This is a genomic window from Hydrogenophaga atypica, assembly GCF_042665215.1.
GTDB lineage: Bacteria > Pseudomonadota > Gammaproteobacteria > Burkholderiales > Burkholderiaceae_C > Hydrogenophaga > Hydrogenophaga defluvii_A.
Genome location: NZ_JBHTCA010000019.1, coordinates 49644 through 68246 on the forward strand (window position 1 = coordinate 49644; position 18603 = coordinate 68246).

The window sequence follows — 18603 nt, forward strand, 5'->3', positions numbered from 1 at the left end:
GTCAGAAGTCGTTGTCGTAAGCGCCCGCCAAGCCCAACAGGTGGGTGCGCTGGCCGGGTTCCAGGTACGGTGCCAGCAGGTGCAGCGTGTGGTGCGCACCGCGCAGCAGGGCCTGCTCTGCATTGCCCGGCTCCAGCGCATGGCGCGGGTCGCGCACGTATTCGTAGCTGAGCCAGTACGTCAGCACCACCACCATGCTGTGGGCGGTGGGGGTGATCTCGCGTCCGTCGATGTGCACCGCGCCGCCACGCACCATGCCGGCCAGCAGGGCTCGCACCGCACGCGACTTGTTTTTGAGCACGGCTTGGAAGCGGGTTTCCAGGCGGTGGTTTTTGCTCAAGAGGTCGTTGAGGTCGCGGTACAAAAAACGGTACTGCCAGATGCGTTCGAACAAGGTGTGCATGAAGAACCAGGCGTCCTCCACGTTGCGCACGTCGTCGGCTGCGTTGAGCAGCTCGTTGAGTGACTTGTCGAACCGGTCGAACAAGGAGTTGATCAGCTCGTCCTTGGCAGGGTAGTGGTAGTACAGGTTGCCCGGGCTGATGCCCAGCTCCGAAGAAATCAGGGTGGTGGAGACGTTGGGTTCACCGAAGCGGTTGAACAGGTCCAGCGTCACCTCCAGAATGCGTTCGGCGGTGCGGCGTGGTGCTTTTTTGACCATGGGGTTCAGGCCAGGGCTTCGCGCTGGCGCAGGGTGTGCTGCAGTTCGTCCACCGTGTCCTGCAGGCGCGCCAGGGCCTGGCCCAAGCGGTGGCGTGGGCGCGCGGGCGCCAGCAGGTGGCGCTGCGGATCGTCGAGCACCGCATCGCGCAAGCTGATGCCGTGGCGGGCCAGTTGCGGTCGCAGGCTGGCCCGCCGTTGGCGCAGCCATTGCAGGGTTTGCTGGTAAACGTGTTCGGCCATCTCGCGGCGCTGGTGGTAGCTGAAGGTGTTGGCAAAGAACAGTTCAGCGTCGTGCGGCTCGGGCTCGATGAGCAGGATGTCGGTGTGGGGGTAGAGCCGCTCGTAGTGCTTGAAGCCCAGCGCCATGCGCGAGTGGATCAGGGCGCGGAAGGTCTGGCTCATCACGGCCGGCAACCCGCCTTCGACCAGCGAGGGAATGCGCGGGCTCAGCCGCCGCTGGGGGCGTGAGGCGTCGAAAGGCACCAGGGGGTTCAGGCAGATCAGCAGGTCCATGCCTTCGTCCAGCGCCACCGTCGCATGCACGGTTTTTTTGAGTGCGCCATCGACGTAGTGTTCACCGTCAATGGCCACCGGTGGGAACAGGCCGGGCAGCGCTGCGCTGGCCTGCACTGCGCGCGATATGGGCACGTGGTCCCAGCCTGGGCGGCCAAAGGGCGTGGCCTGGCCACTGTTGAGGTGGGTGGCCACCAGCGTCAGGCGGGTGTGCAGCTGGCGGAAGTCGTTGCTGCGGCCCGGTTGCTCAAACAGGTGTTGCAGTTGGCGGTGCACCGCTTCGTTGTCAAGCAGGCCGGTGGGCAGGGCCGGGCCCAGGCGTTCCAGAGCGCGGCTCAAGGGCTTGCCCTGCACCAGGTCCCACGATGCCCCCAGCAGCAGGCCCGGGAGGGACGCCACGCGGCGCGCCATTTCGGCGTAGGCCGGTTGCATGAGGTCGTTGGGATTGAAGCCTTGTGCGTCCTCGCCTTGCCCTTCGATGAAGGCAGCGCACAACGCATGGGGCGTGATGCCGTTGGCCAAAGCCGCCGCCACAAAACCACCGGCCGACACGCCCACGTAGTGATCGCACCCGGTGAGGTCGAGCCCTTCCAGTGCATCGGCCAGCGCGCACAAGGCCCCGATCTCGAAGGTCGCTCCCAGTGGCCCCCCGCCGGCCAGCGCCAGCGCCACGCGGGGTGGCTTGGATGGGCGCTTGTGGGGGCGTTGTGGCGCGGTCGGTGCGGAACGGCTCATGGGGTCAAGTGTAGATCGCTGGTAGGGCTTCACTTGCTGCATTGCAGCAAGTGAAGCGGGCGCAAAAAAGGGGCGTTCAACGCCCCTTGTGTGTCACGCTGCACGCGCTCGATCAGGCGGTGGCGTCGGCAGCCGGTGCGGGGGCCGGCGCTACGCTCTTGCGGGCAACGGCCTTGCGTGCGGGGGCTTTGGCAGCGGCCTTGGCAGCGGCTTTGGGGGCTGGCTTGGTGGCCGCCTTGGCAGCGGGTTTGGCGGTTGCCTTCACCACGGATTTGGCCGCAGCTTTTTTGGCCGGCGCAGCCTTGGCTGCGGCTTGGGTGCTCGTTTTGGTGGGTGCCTTGCCCTTGCCGCTGAGCTGTTGCACGTGGCGGTTGAGTTCGTCGATGCGGGCGATCAGCGCGTCCACGTCCTTGGCCGATGGCACGCCCAGCTTGTTCAGGGCCTTGGCCACGCGCTCTTCAAAGATGTTTTCCAGCTTGTCCCATTGGCCCACGGCCTTGGAGGAGATGCCGTTGGCCATGTCGCTCATGCGGCTGGTGGCTTCGTTGATGCGCTCTTCGGCCACCGACTGGGTTTTGCGCTGGATGCTCAGCCCCTCCTTCACCAGGGTGTCGAAGACCTTGCCGCCTTCTTCCTGGGCCTTGGAGAAAGCGCCCAGGCCGGCCAACCAAATCTGCTGAGCCGAGTCTTTGATGGCGCCGGCCAGGGGGCCACGCGCGGCGTCGGTGCCGCCCTTTTTCTGGGCGCTGATTTTCTGAAGCTTCTTGACCATGCTGTGTTCTCCGGTGGGGGTAAGTGGCTGCACTGTACGAAGCCGCGCAGCCATTGTGTAGGGAAGGGCAACTAAAACCCTGGGGTGGCGACTCCAATCGTGGCTCGGGTTTGTGCTGAATTCATCTGTATCGCGGGCGGTTGACAATGCCCGCTTCATTGGAGACTTCTCATGCACTATTTCGTCACCGGAGCCACAGGATTCATTGGCAAACGCCTGGTCAAGAAACTGCTGGAGCGCAAGGGCAGCACCGTGTCTTTCCTGATCCGCCAGGAGAGCCTGGGCAAAGTGGCCGAATTGCGCAGCCACTGGGGCGTGAGTGCGGCACGCGCTGTGCCGGTGGTGGGTGATTTGAAGGCGCGCAAACTGGGCGTGTCGGCCGAGGACATCAAAAAACTCAAGGGCCAGGTGGACCACTTCTTCCATCTGGCGGCGGTGTACGACCTGAGCGCAGATGAGGACAGTCAGGTGGCGGTGAACGTGGACGGCACGCGCCACACGGTGGAGTTGGCCAAGGCCATCGATGCCGGGCACTTCCACCATGTGTCGTCCATTGCGGCGGCCGGCTTGTACGAGGGCGTGTTCCGCGAGGACATGTTCGACGAGGCCGAGAACCTCGACCACCCCTACTTCATGACCAAACACGAGAGCGAAAAAATCGTGCGCCAGGAGTGCAAGGGCGCATGGACGGTGTACCGCCCGGCCATGGTGGTGGGCGACAGCACCACGGGCGAAATGGACAAGATCGACGGGCCGTATTACTTCTTCAAGCTGATCCAGCGCATGCGCCAGATTTTGCCGCCGTGGATGCCCAGCGTGGGGCTGGAAGGTGGGCGCATCAACATCGTGCCGGTGGACTTCGTGGTCGATGCCCTCAACGTCATCAGCCACCAGAAGGACGTGGCGGGGCGCTGTTTCCACCTGGTGGACCCGGTGGGCTACCGCGTGGGCGACGTGCTCGACATCTTCAGCCGCGCCGCGCATGCGCCGCGCATGAATTTGTTCGTCAACGCGGCGTTGCTGGGCTTCATTCCCAAAAGCGTGAAGAAGGGGCTGATGGCGCTGGCGCCGGTGCGCCGCATCCGCAACGCGGTGATGACGGACCTCGGCTTGCCGGAGGACATGCTGACCTTCGTCAACTACCCCACACGTTTTGATTGCCGCGAAACCACGGCCGCGCTCAAGGGCAGCGGCGTGACCTGCCCCAACCTCAAGGACTACGCCTGGCGCCTGTGGGACTACTGGGAGCGCCACCTCGATCCGGACCTGCAGATCGACCGCAGCCTCAAGGGCACGGTGGGCGGCAAGGTGGTGCTCATCACTGGCGGCTCGTCCGGCATCGGGTTGGCAGCAGCGCACAAGTTTGCCGAGGCCGGTGCCACCACCATCATTTGTGGGCGCGACCAGGACAAGCTGGATGAGGCCTGCGCGGAAGCACGCGGCAAGGGCTACCAGTTCGTGGCCTACCCCGCCGACATCGCCGACATGGCCGACTGCGACCGCTTTGTGCAACTGTTGATCGACAAACACGGCGGCGTGGATTTCCTCATCAACAACGCTGGCCGCTCCATCCGCCGTGCCATTGAAAGCAGCTACGACCGCTTCCATGACTATGAGCGCACCATGCAGCTCAATTACTTTGGCTGTCTGCGCGTGACCATGGGTTTGCTGCCCGGCATGGTAGCCAAGCGCAAAGGGCACGTGGTCAACATCAGCTCCATTGGCGTGCTGACCAACGCGCCCCGTTTCAGCGCCTACGTGGCCAGCAAGGCCGCGCTCGACGCCTGGACGCGCTGCGCCAGCAGTGAGTTTGCCGACCAGGGCATTTCGTTCACGACCATCAACATGCCGCTGGTGCGCACGCCCATGATCGCGCCGACGCAGATCTACAAAAACGTGCCCACCTTGGCGCCGGAAGAAGCGGCTGACCTGATCGCCCAGGCCTGCATTTTCAAGCCGGTGCGCATCGCCACCCGCATGGGCATCACGGGCCAGGTGCTGCACGCCTTTGTGCCGCGCATCGCTCAGATCGTGATGAACACCAGCTTCCGCATGTTCCCCGACTCCAGTGCCGCCAAGGGCGACAAGAGCGGCAAGCCGCAGCTTTCACCGGAGGCTGCGGCCCTGCAGCAGATGATGCAGGGAATTCACTTTTAAGGTCAGGTATAGCGTTTGCTGCGCAGGTTGTTTTTCATCTCGCTGAGCAGCGGTTGCAGCTTGGCGCCGCCGATGCGCAGCGCCAGCGTGGTGGCCAGCACGTCGATGATGAGCAGGTGCAACAGGCGCGAGACCATGGGGCTGTAGCGGTCGTAGCCTTCGGGGTGGTCAGCCGCCAGGTGGATGTGACCGGCGGCGGCCAGTGGTGAGCCGCTGGCGGTGATGACGATGGTGGTGGCGCCGTGTTTGCGCGCGATGTCGGTGGCGTCCATCAGGTCGCGCGTGCGCCCCGAATTGGAGATCACCACCACACAGTCACCCGGCCCCAGCAGCGATGCGCTCATTACCTGCATGTGGCCGTCGCTGTGCGCCACGGTGTGCACGCCCAGGCGGAAAAACTTGTGCTGCGCGTCCTGCGCCACCACCCCTGAATTGCCCACACCAAAAAACTCAATGCGTTTGCCCTTGCGGTAGGCGGCCAGCAGGGCGTCGGCCGCTTTTTCGACGGCGTGGGTGGATGCGTCGTTGCGGTACTTCAGAAACGCGGCCACGGTGTTGTCGATCACCTTGACCAGCACGTCGCCGGTTTTGTCGTCCACGTCCACGCTGCGGTGGATGAAGGGCACGCCTTCGCTCACCGTGCCCACCAGTTTGAGCTTGAAATCGCTCAGGCCGTCGTAGCCCATGCTGCGGCAAAAGCGGATGACAGTGGGTTTGCTGACCTCGGCACGTGCTGCTAACTCCGACACGGGCAACTGGGCAAAGCGGCGTGGGTCGCTCAGCACCAGTTGGGCCACGCGCTGTTCAGCGGGCGCCAGGGAGGGCAGGGAGGCCTTGATGCGATCGAGCATGGTGTGCGATGGACGGGCAAAACCGTAACTTTATTTCATTCGATAATCCCCGTCCATGAACCAGCTCGACGCACTCAAGCAACACACCACCGTGGTGGCCGACACCGGCGACTTCAAGCAGATGGGCAGCTTTCGGCCGCAAGACGCGACCACCAACCCGTCCCTCATTCTGAAAGCGGTGCAAAAAGCCGACTACGCACCCCTGTTGGCGCAGACGGTGGCCGCCCATTCAGGTGCTGCTCTGGATGAGTTGGTGGACCGGCTGCTGGTGCGTTTTGGCTGCGAGATATTGGCGCTGGTGCCCGGCCGCGTGTCCACCGAGGTGGACGCGCGTCTGAGTTTCGACACCGACGCCACCGTGGCCCGCGCGCAACGCCTGATCGCGCTGTACCAGGCCGAGGGGGTGGCCAAAGAGCGGGTGCTGATCAAGGTGGCCGCCACCTGGGAGGGCATACAGTCCGCCGCTGCGCTGGAGCGCCAGGGCATACGCACCAACCTCACGTTGCTGTTTTCATTCGCACAGGCCGTGGCTTGTGGTCAGGCCCGGGTGCAGCTGATCTCGCCCTTCGTGGGCCGCATCTACGACTGGTACAAGAAGTCGGCCGGCGCTGCCTGGGACGAGGCCGCCCAGTCTGGCGTGAACGACCCCGGTGTGCGTTCGGTGCGTGGCATTTTCGAGTACTACAAACGTTTTCGCATTCCCACCGAGGTGATGGGCGCCAGTTTCCGCAACATGGGCCAGATTCAGGCACTTGCAGGTTGTGACCTTCTGACCATCAGCCCGGAGTTGCTGGCCGAGTTGGCCGCCAACAACGCCCCGTTGCCCCGTGTGCTGGATGCCGCCGCCGCGCGCGAACTGCCGCTGGAGCCGGTGTCTTATGACGAAGCGGGCTTCCGCTTTGCGCTCAACGAGGACGCCATGGCCACGGAAAAACTGGCCGAAGGCATACGCGCCTTTTGCGCCGATGCGCGCAAGCTGGACGCCTTGATCCAAAGCCTCTGATGTTTTGTGGCGGATTCACCGCAAACAATTAACAAACTTTACCTTTTGAGCGGGGTGGGGTAGCGTCTGAGGTGTGGCCGGCCGTGGCCACATGTTCTGGGACGCAAGCCATGAAGCTCAAGCTCAAACTTCCCCTGGCCTTTGGTGCCATTTTGTTGCTGATGCTGCTGGCGGGGCTGGGCGGCGTTTACGCGCTCAACGGCGCGCTGGCGCGCTTCAACACCGAGGTCGCTGCCTCGCTGGAGCGCGAGCGCACCGCGCGCGAGATCGACAGCCAGTTCAAAACCCAGGTGCAGGAGTGGAAAAACACCTTGCTGCGGGGCGGCGACCCCCAACAGCGGGAACGCTACTGGTCGGCATTTGGCAAGATTGAATTTGCCGTGGCCAAACGCACCACCGAACTGGTGGACACTTTGCCTGACGGCGAAGCCCGTGAGTTGGCCCGGCAGTTCCTGGCGGCGCACAAAACCATGGCCAGCCGCTACACGCAGGGCTACGCCGCGTTTCAGGCCGCCAACTTTGATTCGGCGGTGGGTGACAAAGCGGTGCAAGGGGTGGATCGCGATCCGTCACGTCTGGTGCGGGAACTGTCTGAACAGATATCGAAAGACGCACACGAGCAACAGGCCGCAGCCACGCGAGCGGGCGAGCGCGCCACCTGGATCAGCCTGGTGTTGATGTTGGCGCTCACCGGGGTGGGCCTGGCGCTTTCCGTGATCATCAGCCGCTCGGTGGTGGCGCCCATCAACGAGGCGGTGGCGGTGGCCAACCGCGTGGCGGCAGGCGACCTGAGCACGCCGGTGTTGGCGCGAGGGCGGGACGAAGTGGGCGACATGATGCGTGCCCTGGCCACCATGAGCGACTCGCTGGTGCGGGTGATCGGGCATGTGCGCGCGTCCATCGACAGCATCGGCACGGCGAGCGCGCAAATCGCCAGTGGCAACCAAGACCTGAGCCAACGCACCGAGCAGGCGGCCAGCAACCTGGAAGAAACGGCCGCCAGCATGGAAGAAATCACCAGCACCGTGCGCCAGTCGGCCGATGCGGCGCAGCAGGCGCAGTCGGTGGTGGTGGCGGCTTCGGGCGCTGCCGAGCAAGGGGGTGACGTGATGCAGCGCATGGTCACGACCATGGACGAAATCAACGCATCGTCCCGGCGCATCTCGGACATCATCGGCGTGATCGACGGCATCGCCTTCCAGACCAATATCCTGGCGCTGAATGCGGCGGTTGAAGCCGCGCGCGCGGGCGAACAGGGGCGGGGTTTTGCGGTGGTGGCCTCTGAGGTTCGCTCACTGGCCGGGCGCTCGGCCGAAGCGGCCAAAGAAATCAAGCGACTGATTGGCGACAGCGTGGGCAAGGTGGACGACGGCAGCCGTCTGGTGCACGACGCCGGTGCGGCGATGGGTGCCATCGTGCAGAACGTGGCCAATGTGCAGGCCATCATCGGCGAGATCAGCAATGCGGCGCGGGAACAGGCCGAGGGCATTGATCAGGTCAATGTCGCGGTCAGCCAGCTCGACCAGATGACCCAGCAGAACGCCGCCTTGGTGGAGGAGAGTGCCGCTGCGGCCGAAAGCCTCAAGCAGCAGGCCGCCGGCTTGGCGGAGGCCATTGGTGTGTTCAAGCTCGGTCACCAGACCGCTTGAACAAGGCGCCCCAACAAAAAACCCCGCGAGTCGCCTCGCGGGGTTTTTTTATTTTTGGGTTGTCAGCGTGCAGCAACGTACGCCGACGCAGCATGAGGCGCCAGGCCAAGGCGCAAGGGCGAAGACAGTGGCAGAGCGCCACGGCAAGCCCTTGCAACGCCGGCATGGCGTCTCAGGCAAGGAGCACTTACATGCCCATGCCGCCCATGTCGCCCATACCACCCATACCGCCGCCCATGCCGCCGGCAGGTGCGTCGTCCTTGGGCGACTCGGCCACCATGCACTCGGTGGTCAGCATCAGGCTGGACACCGAAGCGGCGTTCTGCAGCGCGGTGCGGGTCACCTTGGTCGGGTCCAGAATGCCCATTTCGATCATGTCGCCGTAGGTGTCGTTGGCGGCGTTGAAGCCGTAGTTGCCCTTGCCAGCCAAGATGGCGTTGACCACCACCGAGGGCTCGCCACCGGCGTTGGCCACGATTTCGCGCAGGGGCGCTTCGATGGCCTTGAGCACCAGCTTGATACCGGCGTCCTGGTCGGCGTTGTCACCCTTGATGGCGCCAGCCGCTTGGCGTGCGCGCAGCAGGGCCACGCCACCACCGGCCACAATGCCTTCTTCCACCGCAGCGCGGGTGGCGTGCAGGGCGTCTTCCACGCGTGCCTTCTTTTCCTTCATCTCGACTTCGGTGGCGGCACCGACCTTGATGACGGCCACGCCGCCGGCCAGTTTGGCCACGCGCTCTTGCAGCTTCTCACGGTCGTAGTCGCTGGTGGCTTCCTCGATCTGGATGCGCACTTGCTTCACGCGGGCTTCGATGTCAGCGGCAGCGCCGGCGCCGTCGATGATGGTGGTGTTTTCCTTGCCCACTTCGATGCGCTTGGCTTGGCCCAGGTCGGCCAGGGTGACCTTTTCCAGGGTCAGGCCCACTTCTTCAGCGATGACCTTGCCGCCCGTCAGGATGGCGATGTCTTCCAGCATGGCCTTGCGGCGGTCGCCGAAGCCAGGTGCCTTCACTGCCACGACCTTCAGGATGCCACGGATGGTGTTGACCACCAGGGTGGCCAGGGCTTCGCCTTCGACGTCTTCGGCGATGATCAGCAGCGGCCGGCCGGCCTTGGCCACTTGCTCCAGCGTGGGCAGCAGGTCGCGGATGTTGCTGATCTTCTTGTCGAACAGCAGGACAAACGGGTTGTCCAGCAGCGCGGCTTGCTTTTCGGGGTTGTTGATGAAGTAGGGCGACAGGTAGCCACGGTCGAACTGCATGCCTTCAACAACATCCAGCTCGTTTTGCAGCGACTTGCCGTCTTCCACGGTGATCACGCCTTCCTTGCCGACCTTGTCCATCGCGTTGGCGATGATTTCGCCGATGGAGGCGTCGCTGTTGGCGGAGATGGAGCCAACTTGAGCGATTTCCTTGGAGGTGGTGGTGGGCTTGGAGGCCTTCTTCAGCTCGGCGATCAGGGCTTCCACAGCCTTGTCGATGCCGCGCTTCAGATCCATCGGGTTCATGCCGGCGGCCACGTACTTCATGCCTTCGCGCACGATGGCTTGGGCCAGCACGGTGGCGGTGGTGGTGCCGTCACCGGCGTTGTCCGAGGTCTTGGAAGCGACTTCCTTGACCATCTGGGCGCCCATGTTCTGCAGCTTGTCCTTCAGCTCGATTTCCTTGGCCACGGACACACCGTCCTTGGTCACGGTGGGGGCGCCGAAGGAGCGCTCGAGCACCACGTTGCGGCCCTTGGGGCCCAGGGTCACTTTCACAGCGTTGGCCAGGATGTTCACACCCTCGACCATGCGGGCACGGGCTTCGCCGCCAAAAATCACGTCTTTTGCTGCCATTTGTCAGACTCCTAGATAAATAGAGAAATAGGTGGGGCGGGAATTACTTCTCGACGACCGCGAACAGGTCGTCTTCTTTCATGACCAGCAGTTCGTCGCCATCGACCTTGACGGTCTGGCCGCTGTACTTGCCGAACAGCACGCGGTCGCCGACCTTGACGGACAGCGCCTTGGTTTCGCCCTTGTCGTTGGTCTTGCCCGGGCCGACGGCCAGCACTTCACCTTGATCAGGCTTCTCGGCGGCGTTGTCGGGGATCACGATGCCCGAAGCGGTCTTGGTTTCTTGTTCGAGACGCTTGACGATCACGCGGTCGGCGAGAGGACGCAGTTTCATGGAATCTCCTGAATGTGTAACAACAGTGGGTAAAAGCTGGAGTCCACACCGGTGTGCTGCCAGGGCTGCGCCGGTGGGATGGTGCAATGTTAGCACTCAAGTCCAACGAGTGCTGATTTTAGGCTGTGCTGCCGATTTTTCAAGTGCCAACCTTCAAGGTGATGAAAATGAACGACGAAACGGATGCGAGTGAGTCGTGCCTGTTTGTCGTTGCACTCAAACAACATCCCGGTGCCCAAAAGCCGGGAAAGTTTTGCGTCACCGGGCAGGTTCTGGTGCAATAAGAGCAACTTCCCAAAACGGAGGTTGGCTTGGGGCTGATGCCCACGGCCTCTTTTTTCAACCTTGGAGAATCTCTCAATGAAAAAGACTCTGATTGCTCTGGCCGCAGTGGCTGCCACCGGCGCCGCCTTCGCCCAGTCTTCCGTGACCCTGTCTGGTTCGTTGGATGTGGGCATTGTGCGCAACGGCGCAGCAGGCACCACCACGCTGAACCAAGCGGGTAACGGTCTGAACAACCTGGTGTTCAGCGGTACTGAAGATTTGGGCGGCGGTCTGAAGGCCAACTTCGTGCTGCAACAGCGCTTCAACCCCACCAACGGCAACAACGACGGCACCAACGCTGGCCGCCGTACCTTCCAAGGCGCTTCGACCGTGGGTCTGAGCGGTGGTTTCGGTAGCATCCGTCTGGGCCGCGAAATTGAAGCCTACAACGATGTGAACAACTGGGCTGACCCCTGGGGCACCGTGCGTTCGGCTTCCGTCGCTGCTGCCGCCGGTAACGTGTCGACCGGTCCCGACAACGCTGACCTGGGCCGTTCGGAAGGCATTCACTACACCTCCCCTTCGTTCGGTGGCCTGACTGTTGGCGTCACCTACGGCTTCAAAGACCAGACCGCAGCTCAGCTGGGCGGCGCTGCTGCCGGCACCGAGGCGCTGTTCAGCGCCAATGCTGTGTACGCTGCCGGTCCTTTGACCGTGATGGGCGGCGTGATGCAAAACCGTTACGACGATGACGCATATGTGATCGGTGCCGGCTACAACTTCGGCGTTGCCGATCTGAAAGTGGCTTACCACAACGTCGAAGGCGGCTCCGCTGCCAACCCCGCCAACAAGTACACCGCCCTGCAATTCGGCGTGAACGTGCCCATGGGCGCTACCGTGTTCAGCGCTGGTTACATCCGCTCTGAGACCCAAGCACTGGCTGCTGGCCCCAAGGTCAAATCCAACAAGCTGGGCTTGGGCGCTCAATACAACCTGAGCAAGCGCACTGCCGTGATCGGTACTTATGGCAAGGCCAAGAGCACCAAGGCCAATTTCGACCTGTCCATTCGCCACACCTTCTAATCCATACGCTGGCGTAAGCCAGCTTGGATGAGATGAAAAGCCCGCTGTGGAAACACAGCGGGCTTTTTCGTTTGTGCGCCCAGCTTGGATGACCTGCGGGTGCAAGTCCCGCTGCGAGCTGGTCACAGTGAGCAAAGTGAAGCGCAGCTGCGTGAGGGCGACCGAGCGTGGGAAGGAAGCGTGAAGCGTAAATCGCGAGCCGATGAACAAGAACCGCATAGAAGGCGCTGCCAAGCAGGGCAAGCGGGCAAACAACCGCGAAGCTCTTGTGACCAAGGCGAGGTGGCGTAGATGCGGCGGCTGTGCGATGAAGGTGTGCGTTCTTACCTGGGGAGAGCTCGCCTTGTGCCTGAAAGGGCGACGGCTGTGCCGGAGCGAGAAGTCAGCAAAGGTCGTAGTAGCAGGCGCCGGGGCCGATGAGGTCACAAGGCAAGGGCGAAGGACCAAACGAGAGTGAGTGCTTGAGGACAGGGAGATGTCAAAGGCCATGCGTCAGATGCTGGGGCAACCTGGGCGGGTGAGCGTAGCGCACGGTGAAGCCATGCGTGATCTCATCAGCGACGAAGCCAACGGCCCGCTCGCTGAACACCAGGGCACAGGGTCGGCAAAGCCGATGGCGGGCCTTGGCCTGCTGGAGGCGGCGCTGACGAGACAGAACCTGCTGGCCGCGTGGAGAAAAGTAAAGGCCAACAAGGGAGCTGCTGGGGTGGACGGGCTCGACATCGAGCAGACCGCCCAGCTGATCCGCACGAGCTGGCCCGACATCCGCCAAGCGCTTCTGGCAGGCAGCTACCGGCCCATTCCGGTACGCAAGGTGTTGATACCCAAACCCGATGGGAGCCAGCGTGAGCTGGGTACCTGCTGGGCAGGAAGGCGTACTTCGGACTGGCGCAAACGTCGAGGGTCTCGCGAGAGCTGGACGAGTGGTTGCGCCACCGCTTGAGGGCGATCCAGCTCAAGCACTGGAAGGGGGCGAAGACCACCTACCGGGCACTCAAAGCACTGGGTGCGAAAGAATACGTGGCGCGGCAAGTGGCAGTGAGCAGCCGCCGCTGGTTGCGCAACAGTGACCGATTGCTCAAAACGGTGCTCACCATTGCGTACTTCGATTGACTGGGAGCACCAAGGCTGTCATGACCTCAAGCTCTCGAACCGCCCGGGGCGGACCCGCATGCCGGGTGGTGTGGCAGGTGCGCCTCCTATGAGGGAGGCCCCCTATGCCGATTTGATGTTCACCCGTTGCCTTGGCAGCGCTTTGGTGGCGCTTTTGTGGCCCCATCGACTTTAAAATACGTGCTTGACCAAGGAGCGTTGCAGCACCCGGTGCCGGGTGTCAGGCTTGGATGACAACGACGCTCACCTGTACTGTGTTTTCTTCAGGTGAGTCCATGCCCGATTTTGCGAACGTTCCTCCCATGTTGTTGTCTGGCCTGGAGCCATTGGTTGTGGGCGAAGGCAGCCTGTTCGTCAACATCGGCGAGCGCACCAACGTGACCGGCTCCAAAGCCTTTGCTCGGCTGATTCTCAACGGCGAGTACGAGCAGGCGCTGGCCGTGGCGCGTCAACAGGTGGAAAACGGTGCCCAGGTCATCGATGTGAACATGGACGAGGCCATGCTCGACAGCGAGGCCGCCATGGTGCGTTTTCTCAACCTGATGGCCACCGAACCCGACATCGCCCGCGTGCCGGTGATGATCGATTCGTCCAAGTGGAGCGTCATCGAGGCGGGTTTGCGCTGCATCCAGGGCAAGGGCATCGTCAACTCCATCAGCATGAAAGAGGGTGTGGCCGAGTTCAAACGCCAGGCCACCCTGGTGCGCCGCTACGGTGCAGCGGCCGTGGTCATGGCCTTTGACGAAACCGGGCAGGCCGACACCTTTGCGCGCAAGATCGAGATTTGCGAACGCGCCTACCGCATCCTGGTGGACGAGGTGGACTTCCCGCCGGAGGACATCATCTTCGACCCCAACATCTTCGCCATTGCCACGGGCATCGAAGAGCACAACAACTACGCGGTGGACTTCATCAATGCCACGCGCTGGATCAAACAGCACCTGCCGGGCGCCAAGGTGTCGGGTGGTGTCTCCAACGTCTCGTTCAGCTTCCGTGGCAACGACCCGGTGCGCGAGGCCATCCACACCGTGTTCCTCTACCACGCCATCCAGGCCGGCATGGACATGGGCATCGTCAACGCTGGCATGATCGGTGTGTACGATGAGTTGGAGCCCACGTTGCGCGAGCGCGTGGAAGACGTGGTGCTGAACCGGCGCCCGGACGCCGGCGAGCGTCTGGTGGAAATCGCCGAAAGCGCCAAAGGCGCTGCACGCGACGACAGCACGAAGAACGCCTGGCGTGCCTTGCCGGTGCGCGAGCGTTTGAGCCACGCACTGGTGCATGGCTTGAATGAGTTCATCACCGAAGACACCGAAGAAATGTGGCAGGCCATCCGTGCAGATGGCGGCAGGCCGCTGCACGTGATTGAAGGCCCGTTGATGGACGGCATGAACGTGGTGGGCGACCTGTTTGGCCAGGGTAAGATGTTCCTGCCCCAGGTGGTCAAGAGCGCGCGCGTGATGAAGCAGGCGGTGGCCCACCTGCTGCCCTACATCGAAGAAGAAAAGCGCCTGCTGGTGGCCGCCGGAGGCGACGCCAAGCCCAAGGGCAAGATTGTGATTGCCACCGTCAAGGGCGACGTGCACGACATCGGGAAAAACATCGTCACCGTGGTGCTTCAGTGCAACAACTTCGAGGTGGTGAACATGGGCGTGATGGTGCCGTGCCACGAGATCCTTGCGCGCGCCAAGGTCGAGGGTGCCGATATCGTGGGCCTGTCCGGCCTGATCACCCCCAGCCTGGAGGAAATGCAGTACGTGGCCGGTGAGATGCAGAAAGACGACCACTTCCGCCTGCGCAAAATACCGCTGCTCATCGGTGGCGCCACCACCAGCCGTGTCCACACCGCGGTCAAGATTGCACCCCACTACGAAGGCCCGGTGGTGTACGTGCCCGATGCCTCGCGCAGCGTGGGCGTGGCGCAAGGTCTGTTGAGTGAGCAGGCCAGCCAGTTCATTGCCGATCTCAACGCCGACTACGACAAGGTGCGCCAGCAGCACGCCAACAAGAAACAGGTGCCGCTGTGGCCACTGAGTCAGGCAAGGGCCAACAAGACGCCCATCGACTGGTCCGCGTACCGGCCGGTGGCGCCCAAATTCATCGGCCGCCGGGTGTTCAAGAACTTCGATCTGGCCGAGCTGGCTCGCTTCATCGACTGGGGCCCCTTCTTCCAGACCTGGGATTTGGCCGGCCCTTTCCCGGCCATCCTCAAGGACGAGGTGGTGGGGGCCGAGGCGCAGCGCGTGTTCAGCGACGGCAAGCGCATGCTGCAAAGGCTCATTGAGGGCCGATGGTTGAGTGCCAACGCCGTGGTGGGTCTGTACCCGGCCAACACGGTCAACGACGACGACATTGAGCTCTACACCGACGAGAGCCGTACCCAGGTGGCCATGACTTGGCACGGCTTGCGTCAGCAGACCGAAAAACAGGTGATCGACGGCGTGATGCGTCCGAGCCGTTGCCTGGCAGACTTTGTGGCGCCCAAAGGCGTGGCGCCTGACTACGTGGGCGTGTTTGCGGTGACGGCGGGTTTGGGCAGCGAAAAGCGCGAAAAAATCTTTCTGGACGACCACGACGACTATTCGGCCATCCTGTTCAAGGCCTTGGCCGACCGCCTGGCCGAGGCGTTTGCCGAATGTTTGCACCAGCGGGTGCGAACCGATTTGTGGGGCTACGCGTCGGACGAAGCGTTGAGCAACGAAGACCTGATCGCGGAGAAATACCAGGGTATCCGTCCTGCGCCAGGTTACCCTGCCTGCCCCGACCACAGCGTGAAACGCGACATGTTCGATCTGCTGCAGTGCGACGACATTGGCATGGGCCTGACCGACAGCCTGGCCATGACGCCGGCGGCCAGCGTCAGCGGCTTTTACCTGGCACACCCACAAAGCACCTACTTCAACGTCGGCCGCATTGGTGATGATCAGGTGCGTGACCTCTCGGCACGCAAACACACCGACGAGCGCGAACTGCAGCGTTTGCTGGCCCCGAACTTGTAACCCCCCGCGCCGCCTTCGGCTTCACCCCCCAGGGGGCGATGCCAGTCGGCCGGCGGAGCCGGACCGACGGCATCCCCGGTTGTGTCCGCGCTTGCGTTTCGCTCGTGCACGCCCGGAGGGGGTCAATTGCAGTTGGCGCGCACTTCGTCGATGCTGGTGAACCCGGCCAGCACCTTTTCGATGCCGTCCTGGCGCAGCGTGCGGAAGTGGCTGTGGCGCATGGCTTCAAACTGCAGCACTTCCGGCCGTTCATGGGATTGGATCAGTCGGCGCAATTCGGGGCCGTTGACCATCAGCTCATGCACCCCCATTCGGCCTTTGAAGCCGGTGTTGTCACAGTGGCTGCAGCCGGGCGCGTGGAAATGCTGCAGTTGCCCGTTGCGACCATGTTGTGCCAGCCACTCGGCTTTCACGGCCTCGGCGGTGGGGCGCAGGTCGTCGGGGAAGGCGCGCAGGTAGTCGCGCACCAACTCGTCCACCTGTTCGGTACTGGCCACCTCGGTTTTGCGGCATTCGTTGCAGAACTGACGCACCAGGCGTTGCGCCACCACCGCCAGCAGTGAGTCGGAGAAGTTGAACGGGTCCATGCCCATGTCGAGCAGGCGCAGGATGGTTTCAGGCGCGCTGTTGGTGTGCAGCGTGCTGAGCACCAAGTGGCCGGTCAGCGAGGCTTCGATGGCCACCTGGGCGGTTTCCTGGTCGCGGATTTCGCCCACCATGATGATGTCGGGGTCGGCGCGCAGGAAAGAGCGCAGGGCCTTCGCAAACGTCCAGTCGATCTTGGGATTGACCTGCACCTGCCGCAAGTCGGGGTTGGTGATTTCGATGGGGTCTTCCGCCGTCCAGATCTTGCGGCGCGGGGTGTTGAGGTGCTGCAACACCGCGTGCAGCGTGGTGGTTTTGCCCGAACCCGTGGGGCCGACACACAACACCATGCCGTAGGGTCGCTCCACGGCGTCCTTGAGCTGTGCCAGGTTGGGCGCGCTCAGGCCCAGGTCGGGCATGGGCAGGGGTTTGGCCGAGGCCAGGATGCGCATCACGACGTCTTCGGCCCCGCCCTGGGTGGGCACGGTGGCCACACGCAGTTCCACCGGGTACTGGCTGGAGAACTTGGCGAACTCGATCTTGCCGTCCTGCGGTTTGCGGCGCTCGGAGATGTCGAGGTCGCACATGATTTTGATGCGCGCCACCAGGGCCGCGCGGTAGGTGTGGGGCAGCTCCATGTAGGGGGCCAGATGCCCGTCCTTGCGGAAGCGGATGCGCACCTTGCGTTTGGTCGGGTAGGTTTCGACGTGGATGTCGGACGCGCGTTGGTTGCAGGCGTCGATGATCATGGTGTTGATCAGGCGCACCAGCGAGTTGTCCGACTGTTCGATCAGCGGCTCGTTGTCCAGTTCGGCGAAACCGGATTGTTGTTCCAGCGACTCCAGCAGCTTGTCGGCCGTGGCCGGCTCCTGTTCGTCGTTGCGCCCGGGCATGGACAGCACTTTCGACGCATCCAGCCCAAACTTGCCGTAGGCCGCAGGCAAGGCCTGCGCCAGCTGCGAAATGCCCGCCAGCGCCGCCACCACTTTGTTCTGGGTGGTGAACTCCAACTCTTCAATGGTCGCCCGTTTGGATGGGTCTTCGGCGGCGACGATGAGCACCCCGTCGCGGCACAGCAGCGGCAGCACCTTGAGCCGCTTGGCCATGGCAAACGGCACCTTGCGCAGCGCATCGGCCTCGATGGGAAAGCCCGCCACGTCCACCAGCGGGAAGCCCATCTTGCGCGCCAGCGCGGTTTGCAGGTCCTGACGCGACAGCAGCCCGCTTTTGACCAGCAGTTCCCCCAGGGGCACGGTGCGTTCGGTTTTCTGCTTGTCGAGCGCGTCCTTGAGTTGGTCGTCCGAAATCAGTCCCAGCGCGGTCAAGGCTTCGCCGATGCGCACCATGGGCATCTTGGACTGCTGGTCCAGCGCCTGCAGCAGCTGTTCGGGCTGGACGATTTCCTTGATCACCAGGTAGTCACCCAGCTTGCGGTTGCGCAGGTTCTCCTGTTCGGCGGCTGCACGCTCCACCTGTTCCTTGGTCACCGCTTGGCTGTCCACCAGCACCTGGCCAATGGACTCGCCCAGTTGCACCTCCCGGTAGGCCTCGCGGGGGTAAAAAACCCGTTCCACCGTGTCGCGGTCGTCCAGCGGGTGGAACAGAAACAGGCCGGTGGCGTTTTCCACGTGGCCCACGGTTTCGCCCTCGACCGAGCTGCCATCCGCCAGGTGCACGCGGTAGTGCAGGCGCTGGCGGTAGTCCAGCAATTCGCTTTGGGCAAAACCGTCGGCGTCCACCGCTGGGCCGCTGGGTGCCAGCGGTGTTTTCAAGACGATGCGCCGGAACATGGCAAACCGCAGTGGCATGTTCACTTGCGCGGGCGGCACCTGGATCAAGGCCGCGCGGTTGGCCGGGATCACCGTCATCAGCAGGCAATTGCGGGTCTGTCCGTTGGCCCCTTCAACCGCACAAGGCCAGCCCGACACCGCACCGGTGTCGTCGCGGTAGCTCGCATAAGGTGGAGTGGGCCAGAAAAATGCCGCCGGTGCGGTGGAGGTGCGGGTAGGTTCTTGCGCTGCGGACGGGCTCATGGACATGGCGTG

The 18603-nt window shown here is 63.3% G+C and carries 14 protein-coding genes and 1 riboswitch; of the genes, 7 read left to right on the forward strand and 7 right to left on the reverse strand.

All coding sequences use genetic code 11. The features are described 5' to 3' along the window. Position 1 precedes the first annotated feature (1 nt). The 3 genes from ACFQPB_RS18195 to ACFQPB_RS18205 form a co-directional block, all read right to left on the reverse strand. On the reverse strand, positions 2-661 hold the full coding sequence (locus tag ACFQPB_RS18195) for a TetR/AcrR family transcriptional regulator (protein ID WP_382199862.1): 660 nt from the start codon (positions 659-661) through the stop codon (positions 2-4). A 5-nt stretch (positions 662-666) separates the two neighbouring features. Continuing rightward, positions 667-1911: a patatin-like phospholipase family protein gene (locus ACFQPB_RS18200; protein ID WP_382226339.1), complete on the reverse strand. Its 1245-nt coding sequence runs from the start codon at positions 1909-1911 to the stop codon at positions 667-669. 112 nt (positions 1912-2023) lie between these two features. Beyond that, positions 2024-2683 carry a phasin family protein gene (locus ACFQPB_RS18205; RefSeq protein ID WP_382226341.1) on the reverse strand — a complete coding sequence of 220 codons (660 nt, stop codon included), beginning with the start codon at positions 2681-2683 and terminating at the stop codon, positions 2024-2026. A 171-nt stretch (positions 2684-2854) separates the two neighbouring features. Between ACFQPB_RS18205 and ACFQPB_RS18210 the strand changes: the two genes are divergently transcribed. After that, positions 2855-4840, forward strand: coding sequence for an SDR family oxidoreductase (locus ACFQPB_RS18210; RefSeq protein ID WP_382226344.1), 1986 nt, complete (start codon positions 2855-2857; stop codon positions 4838-4840). A gap of 2 nt (positions 4841-4842) precedes the next feature. On the opposite strand, the gene ACFQPB_RS18215 is transcribed toward ACFQPB_RS18210, so the two are convergent. Further along, positions 4843-5691, reverse strand: coding sequence for a MurR/RpiR family transcriptional regulator (locus ACFQPB_RS18215; RefSeq protein ID WP_382199870.1), 849 nt, complete (start codon positions 5689-5691; stop codon positions 4843-4845). 55 nt (positions 5692-5746) lie between these two features. Between ACFQPB_RS18215 and tal the strand changes: the two genes are divergently transcribed. Then, the gene (tal, locus tag ACFQPB_RS18220) at positions 5747-6694 is read left to right on the forward strand and encodes a transaldolase (RefSeq protein WP_382226347.1); all 948 of its coding nucleotides are present in this window, start codon (positions 5747-5749) and stop codon (positions 6692-6694) included. Between the two features lie 110 nt (positions 6695-6804). Then, a complete protein-coding gene (locus ACFQPB_RS18225) occupies positions 6805-8343 on the forward strand; it encodes a methyl-accepting chemotaxis protein (RefSeq protein WP_382226350.1) in 1539 nt (512 codons plus the stop codon). A 187-nt stretch (positions 8344-8530) separates the two neighbouring features. On the opposite strand, the gene groL is transcribed toward ACFQPB_RS18225, so the two are convergent. Together groL and groES are read right to left on the reverse strand one after the other, a co-directional pair. After that, on the reverse strand, positions 8531-10180 hold the full coding sequence (gene groL / locus ACFQPB_RS18230; RefSeq protein ID WP_382199875.1) for a chaperonin GroEL: 1650 nt from the start codon (positions 10178-10180) through the stop codon (positions 8531-8533). A gap of 43 nt (positions 10181-10223) precedes the next feature. Then, positions 10224-10514 carry a co-chaperone GroES gene (gene groES, locus ACFQPB_RS18235; protein WP_342130091.1) on the reverse strand — a complete coding sequence of 97 codons (291 nt, stop codon included), beginning with the start codon at positions 10512-10514 and terminating at the stop codon, positions 10224-10226. A gap of 360 nt (positions 10515-10874) precedes the next feature. Here groES and ACFQPB_RS18240 point away from each other — a divergent pair, with 360 nt between their 5' ends. The 4 genes from ACFQPB_RS18240 (at position 10875) to metH (ending at position 15973) form a co-directional block, all read left to right on the forward strand. Further along, positions 10875-11861 (forward strand): porin, encoded by a 987-nt coding sequence (locus tag ACFQPB_RS18240; protein ID WP_382226352.1) that lies wholly within the window; start codon positions 10875-10877, stop codon positions 11859-11861. A gap of 541 nt (positions 11862-12402) precedes the next feature. Then, entirely contained in the window at positions 12403-12804 is a 402-nt protein-coding gene (locus tag ACFQPB_RS18245; protein ID WP_382226354.1) for an RNA-directed DNA polymerase (Reverse transcriptase), read from the forward strand. Beyond that, positions 12777-12974: a hypothetical protein gene (locus ACFQPB_RS18250; RefSeq protein ID WP_382199997.1), complete on the forward strand. Its 198-nt coding sequence runs from the start codon at positions 12777-12779 to the stop codon at positions 12972-12974. Before ACFQPB_RS18245 ends, ACFQPB_RS18250 begins: the two co-directional genes overlap by 28 nt. A gap of 184 nt (positions 12975-13158) precedes the next feature. Continuing rightward, positions 13159-13226: riboswitch (S-adenosyl-L-homocysteine riboswitch) on the forward strand. Between the two features lie 23 nt (positions 13227-13249). After that, the gene (metH, locus tag ACFQPB_RS18255) at positions 13250-15973 is read left to right on the forward strand and encodes a methionine synthase (RefSeq protein ID WP_382226356.1); all 2724 of its coding nucleotides are present in this window, start codon (positions 13250-13252) and stop codon (positions 15971-15973) included. Between the two features lie 122 nt (positions 15974-16095). Here metH and ACFQPB_RS18260 read toward each other — a convergent pair whose 3' ends face one another. Continuing rightward, the gene (locus tag ACFQPB_RS18260) at positions 16096-18591 is read right to left on the reverse strand and encodes a GspE/PulE family protein (RefSeq protein WP_382226359.1); all 2496 of its coding nucleotides are present in this window, start codon (positions 18589-18591) and stop codon (positions 16096-16098) included. Positions 18592-18603 lie beyond the last annotated feature (12 nt).

Excerpts from the sequence above, each read along its gene's own strand:
- ACFQPB_RS18245 (WP_382226354.1), top strand. The coding sequence starts at position 12,403 with ATGCGTGATCTCATCAGCGACGAAGCCAACGGCCCGCTCGCTGAACAC.
- metH (WP_382226356.1), top strand. The coding sequence starts at position 13,250 with ATGCCCGATTTTGCGAACGTTCCTCCCATGTTGTTGTCTGGCCTGGAG.
- ACFQPB_RS18205 (WP_382226341.1), bottom strand. The coding sequence starts at position 2,683 with ATGGTCAAGAAGCTTCAGAAAATCAGCGCCCAGAAAAAGGGCGGCACC.
- ACFQPB_RS18260 (WP_382226359.1), bottom strand. The coding sequence starts at position 18,591 with ATGAGCCCGTCCGCAGCGCAAGAACCTACCCGCACCTCCACCGCACCG.
- ACFQPB_RS18240 (WP_382226352.1), top strand. The coding sequence starts at position 10,875 with ATGAAAAAGACTCTGATTGCTCTGGCCGCAGTGGCTGCCACCGGCGCC.
- tal (WP_382226347.1), top strand. The coding sequence starts at position 5,747 with ATGAACCAGCTCGACGCACTCAAGCAACACACCACCGTGGTGGCCGAC.
- groES (WP_342130091.1), bottom strand. The coding sequence starts at position 10,514 with ATGAAACTGCGTCCTCTCGCCGACCGCGTGATCGTCAAGCGTCTCGAA.
- groL (WP_382199875.1), bottom strand. The coding sequence starts at position 10,180 with ATGGCAGCAAAAGACGTGATTTTTGGCGGCGAAGCCCGTGCCCGCATG.
- ACFQPB_RS18215 (WP_382199870.1), bottom strand. The coding sequence starts at position 5,691 with ATGCTCGATCGCATCAAGGCCTCCCTGCCCTCCCTGGCGCCCGCTGAA.
- ACFQPB_RS18225 (WP_382226350.1), top strand. The coding sequence starts at position 6,805 with ATGAAGCTCAAGCTCAAACTTCCCCTGGCCTTTGGTGCCATTTTGTTG.
- ACFQPB_RS18210 (WP_382226344.1), top strand. The coding sequence starts at position 2,855 with ATGCACTATTTCGTCACCGGAGCCACAGGATTCATTGGCAAACGCCTG.
- ACFQPB_RS18195 (WP_382199862.1), bottom strand. The coding sequence starts at position 661 with ATGGTCAAAAAAGCACCACGCCGCACCGCCGAACGCATTCTGGAGGTG.
- ACFQPB_RS18200 (WP_382226339.1), bottom strand. The coding sequence starts at position 1,911 with ATGAGCCGTTCCGCACCGACCGCGCCACAACGCCCCCACAAGCGCCCA.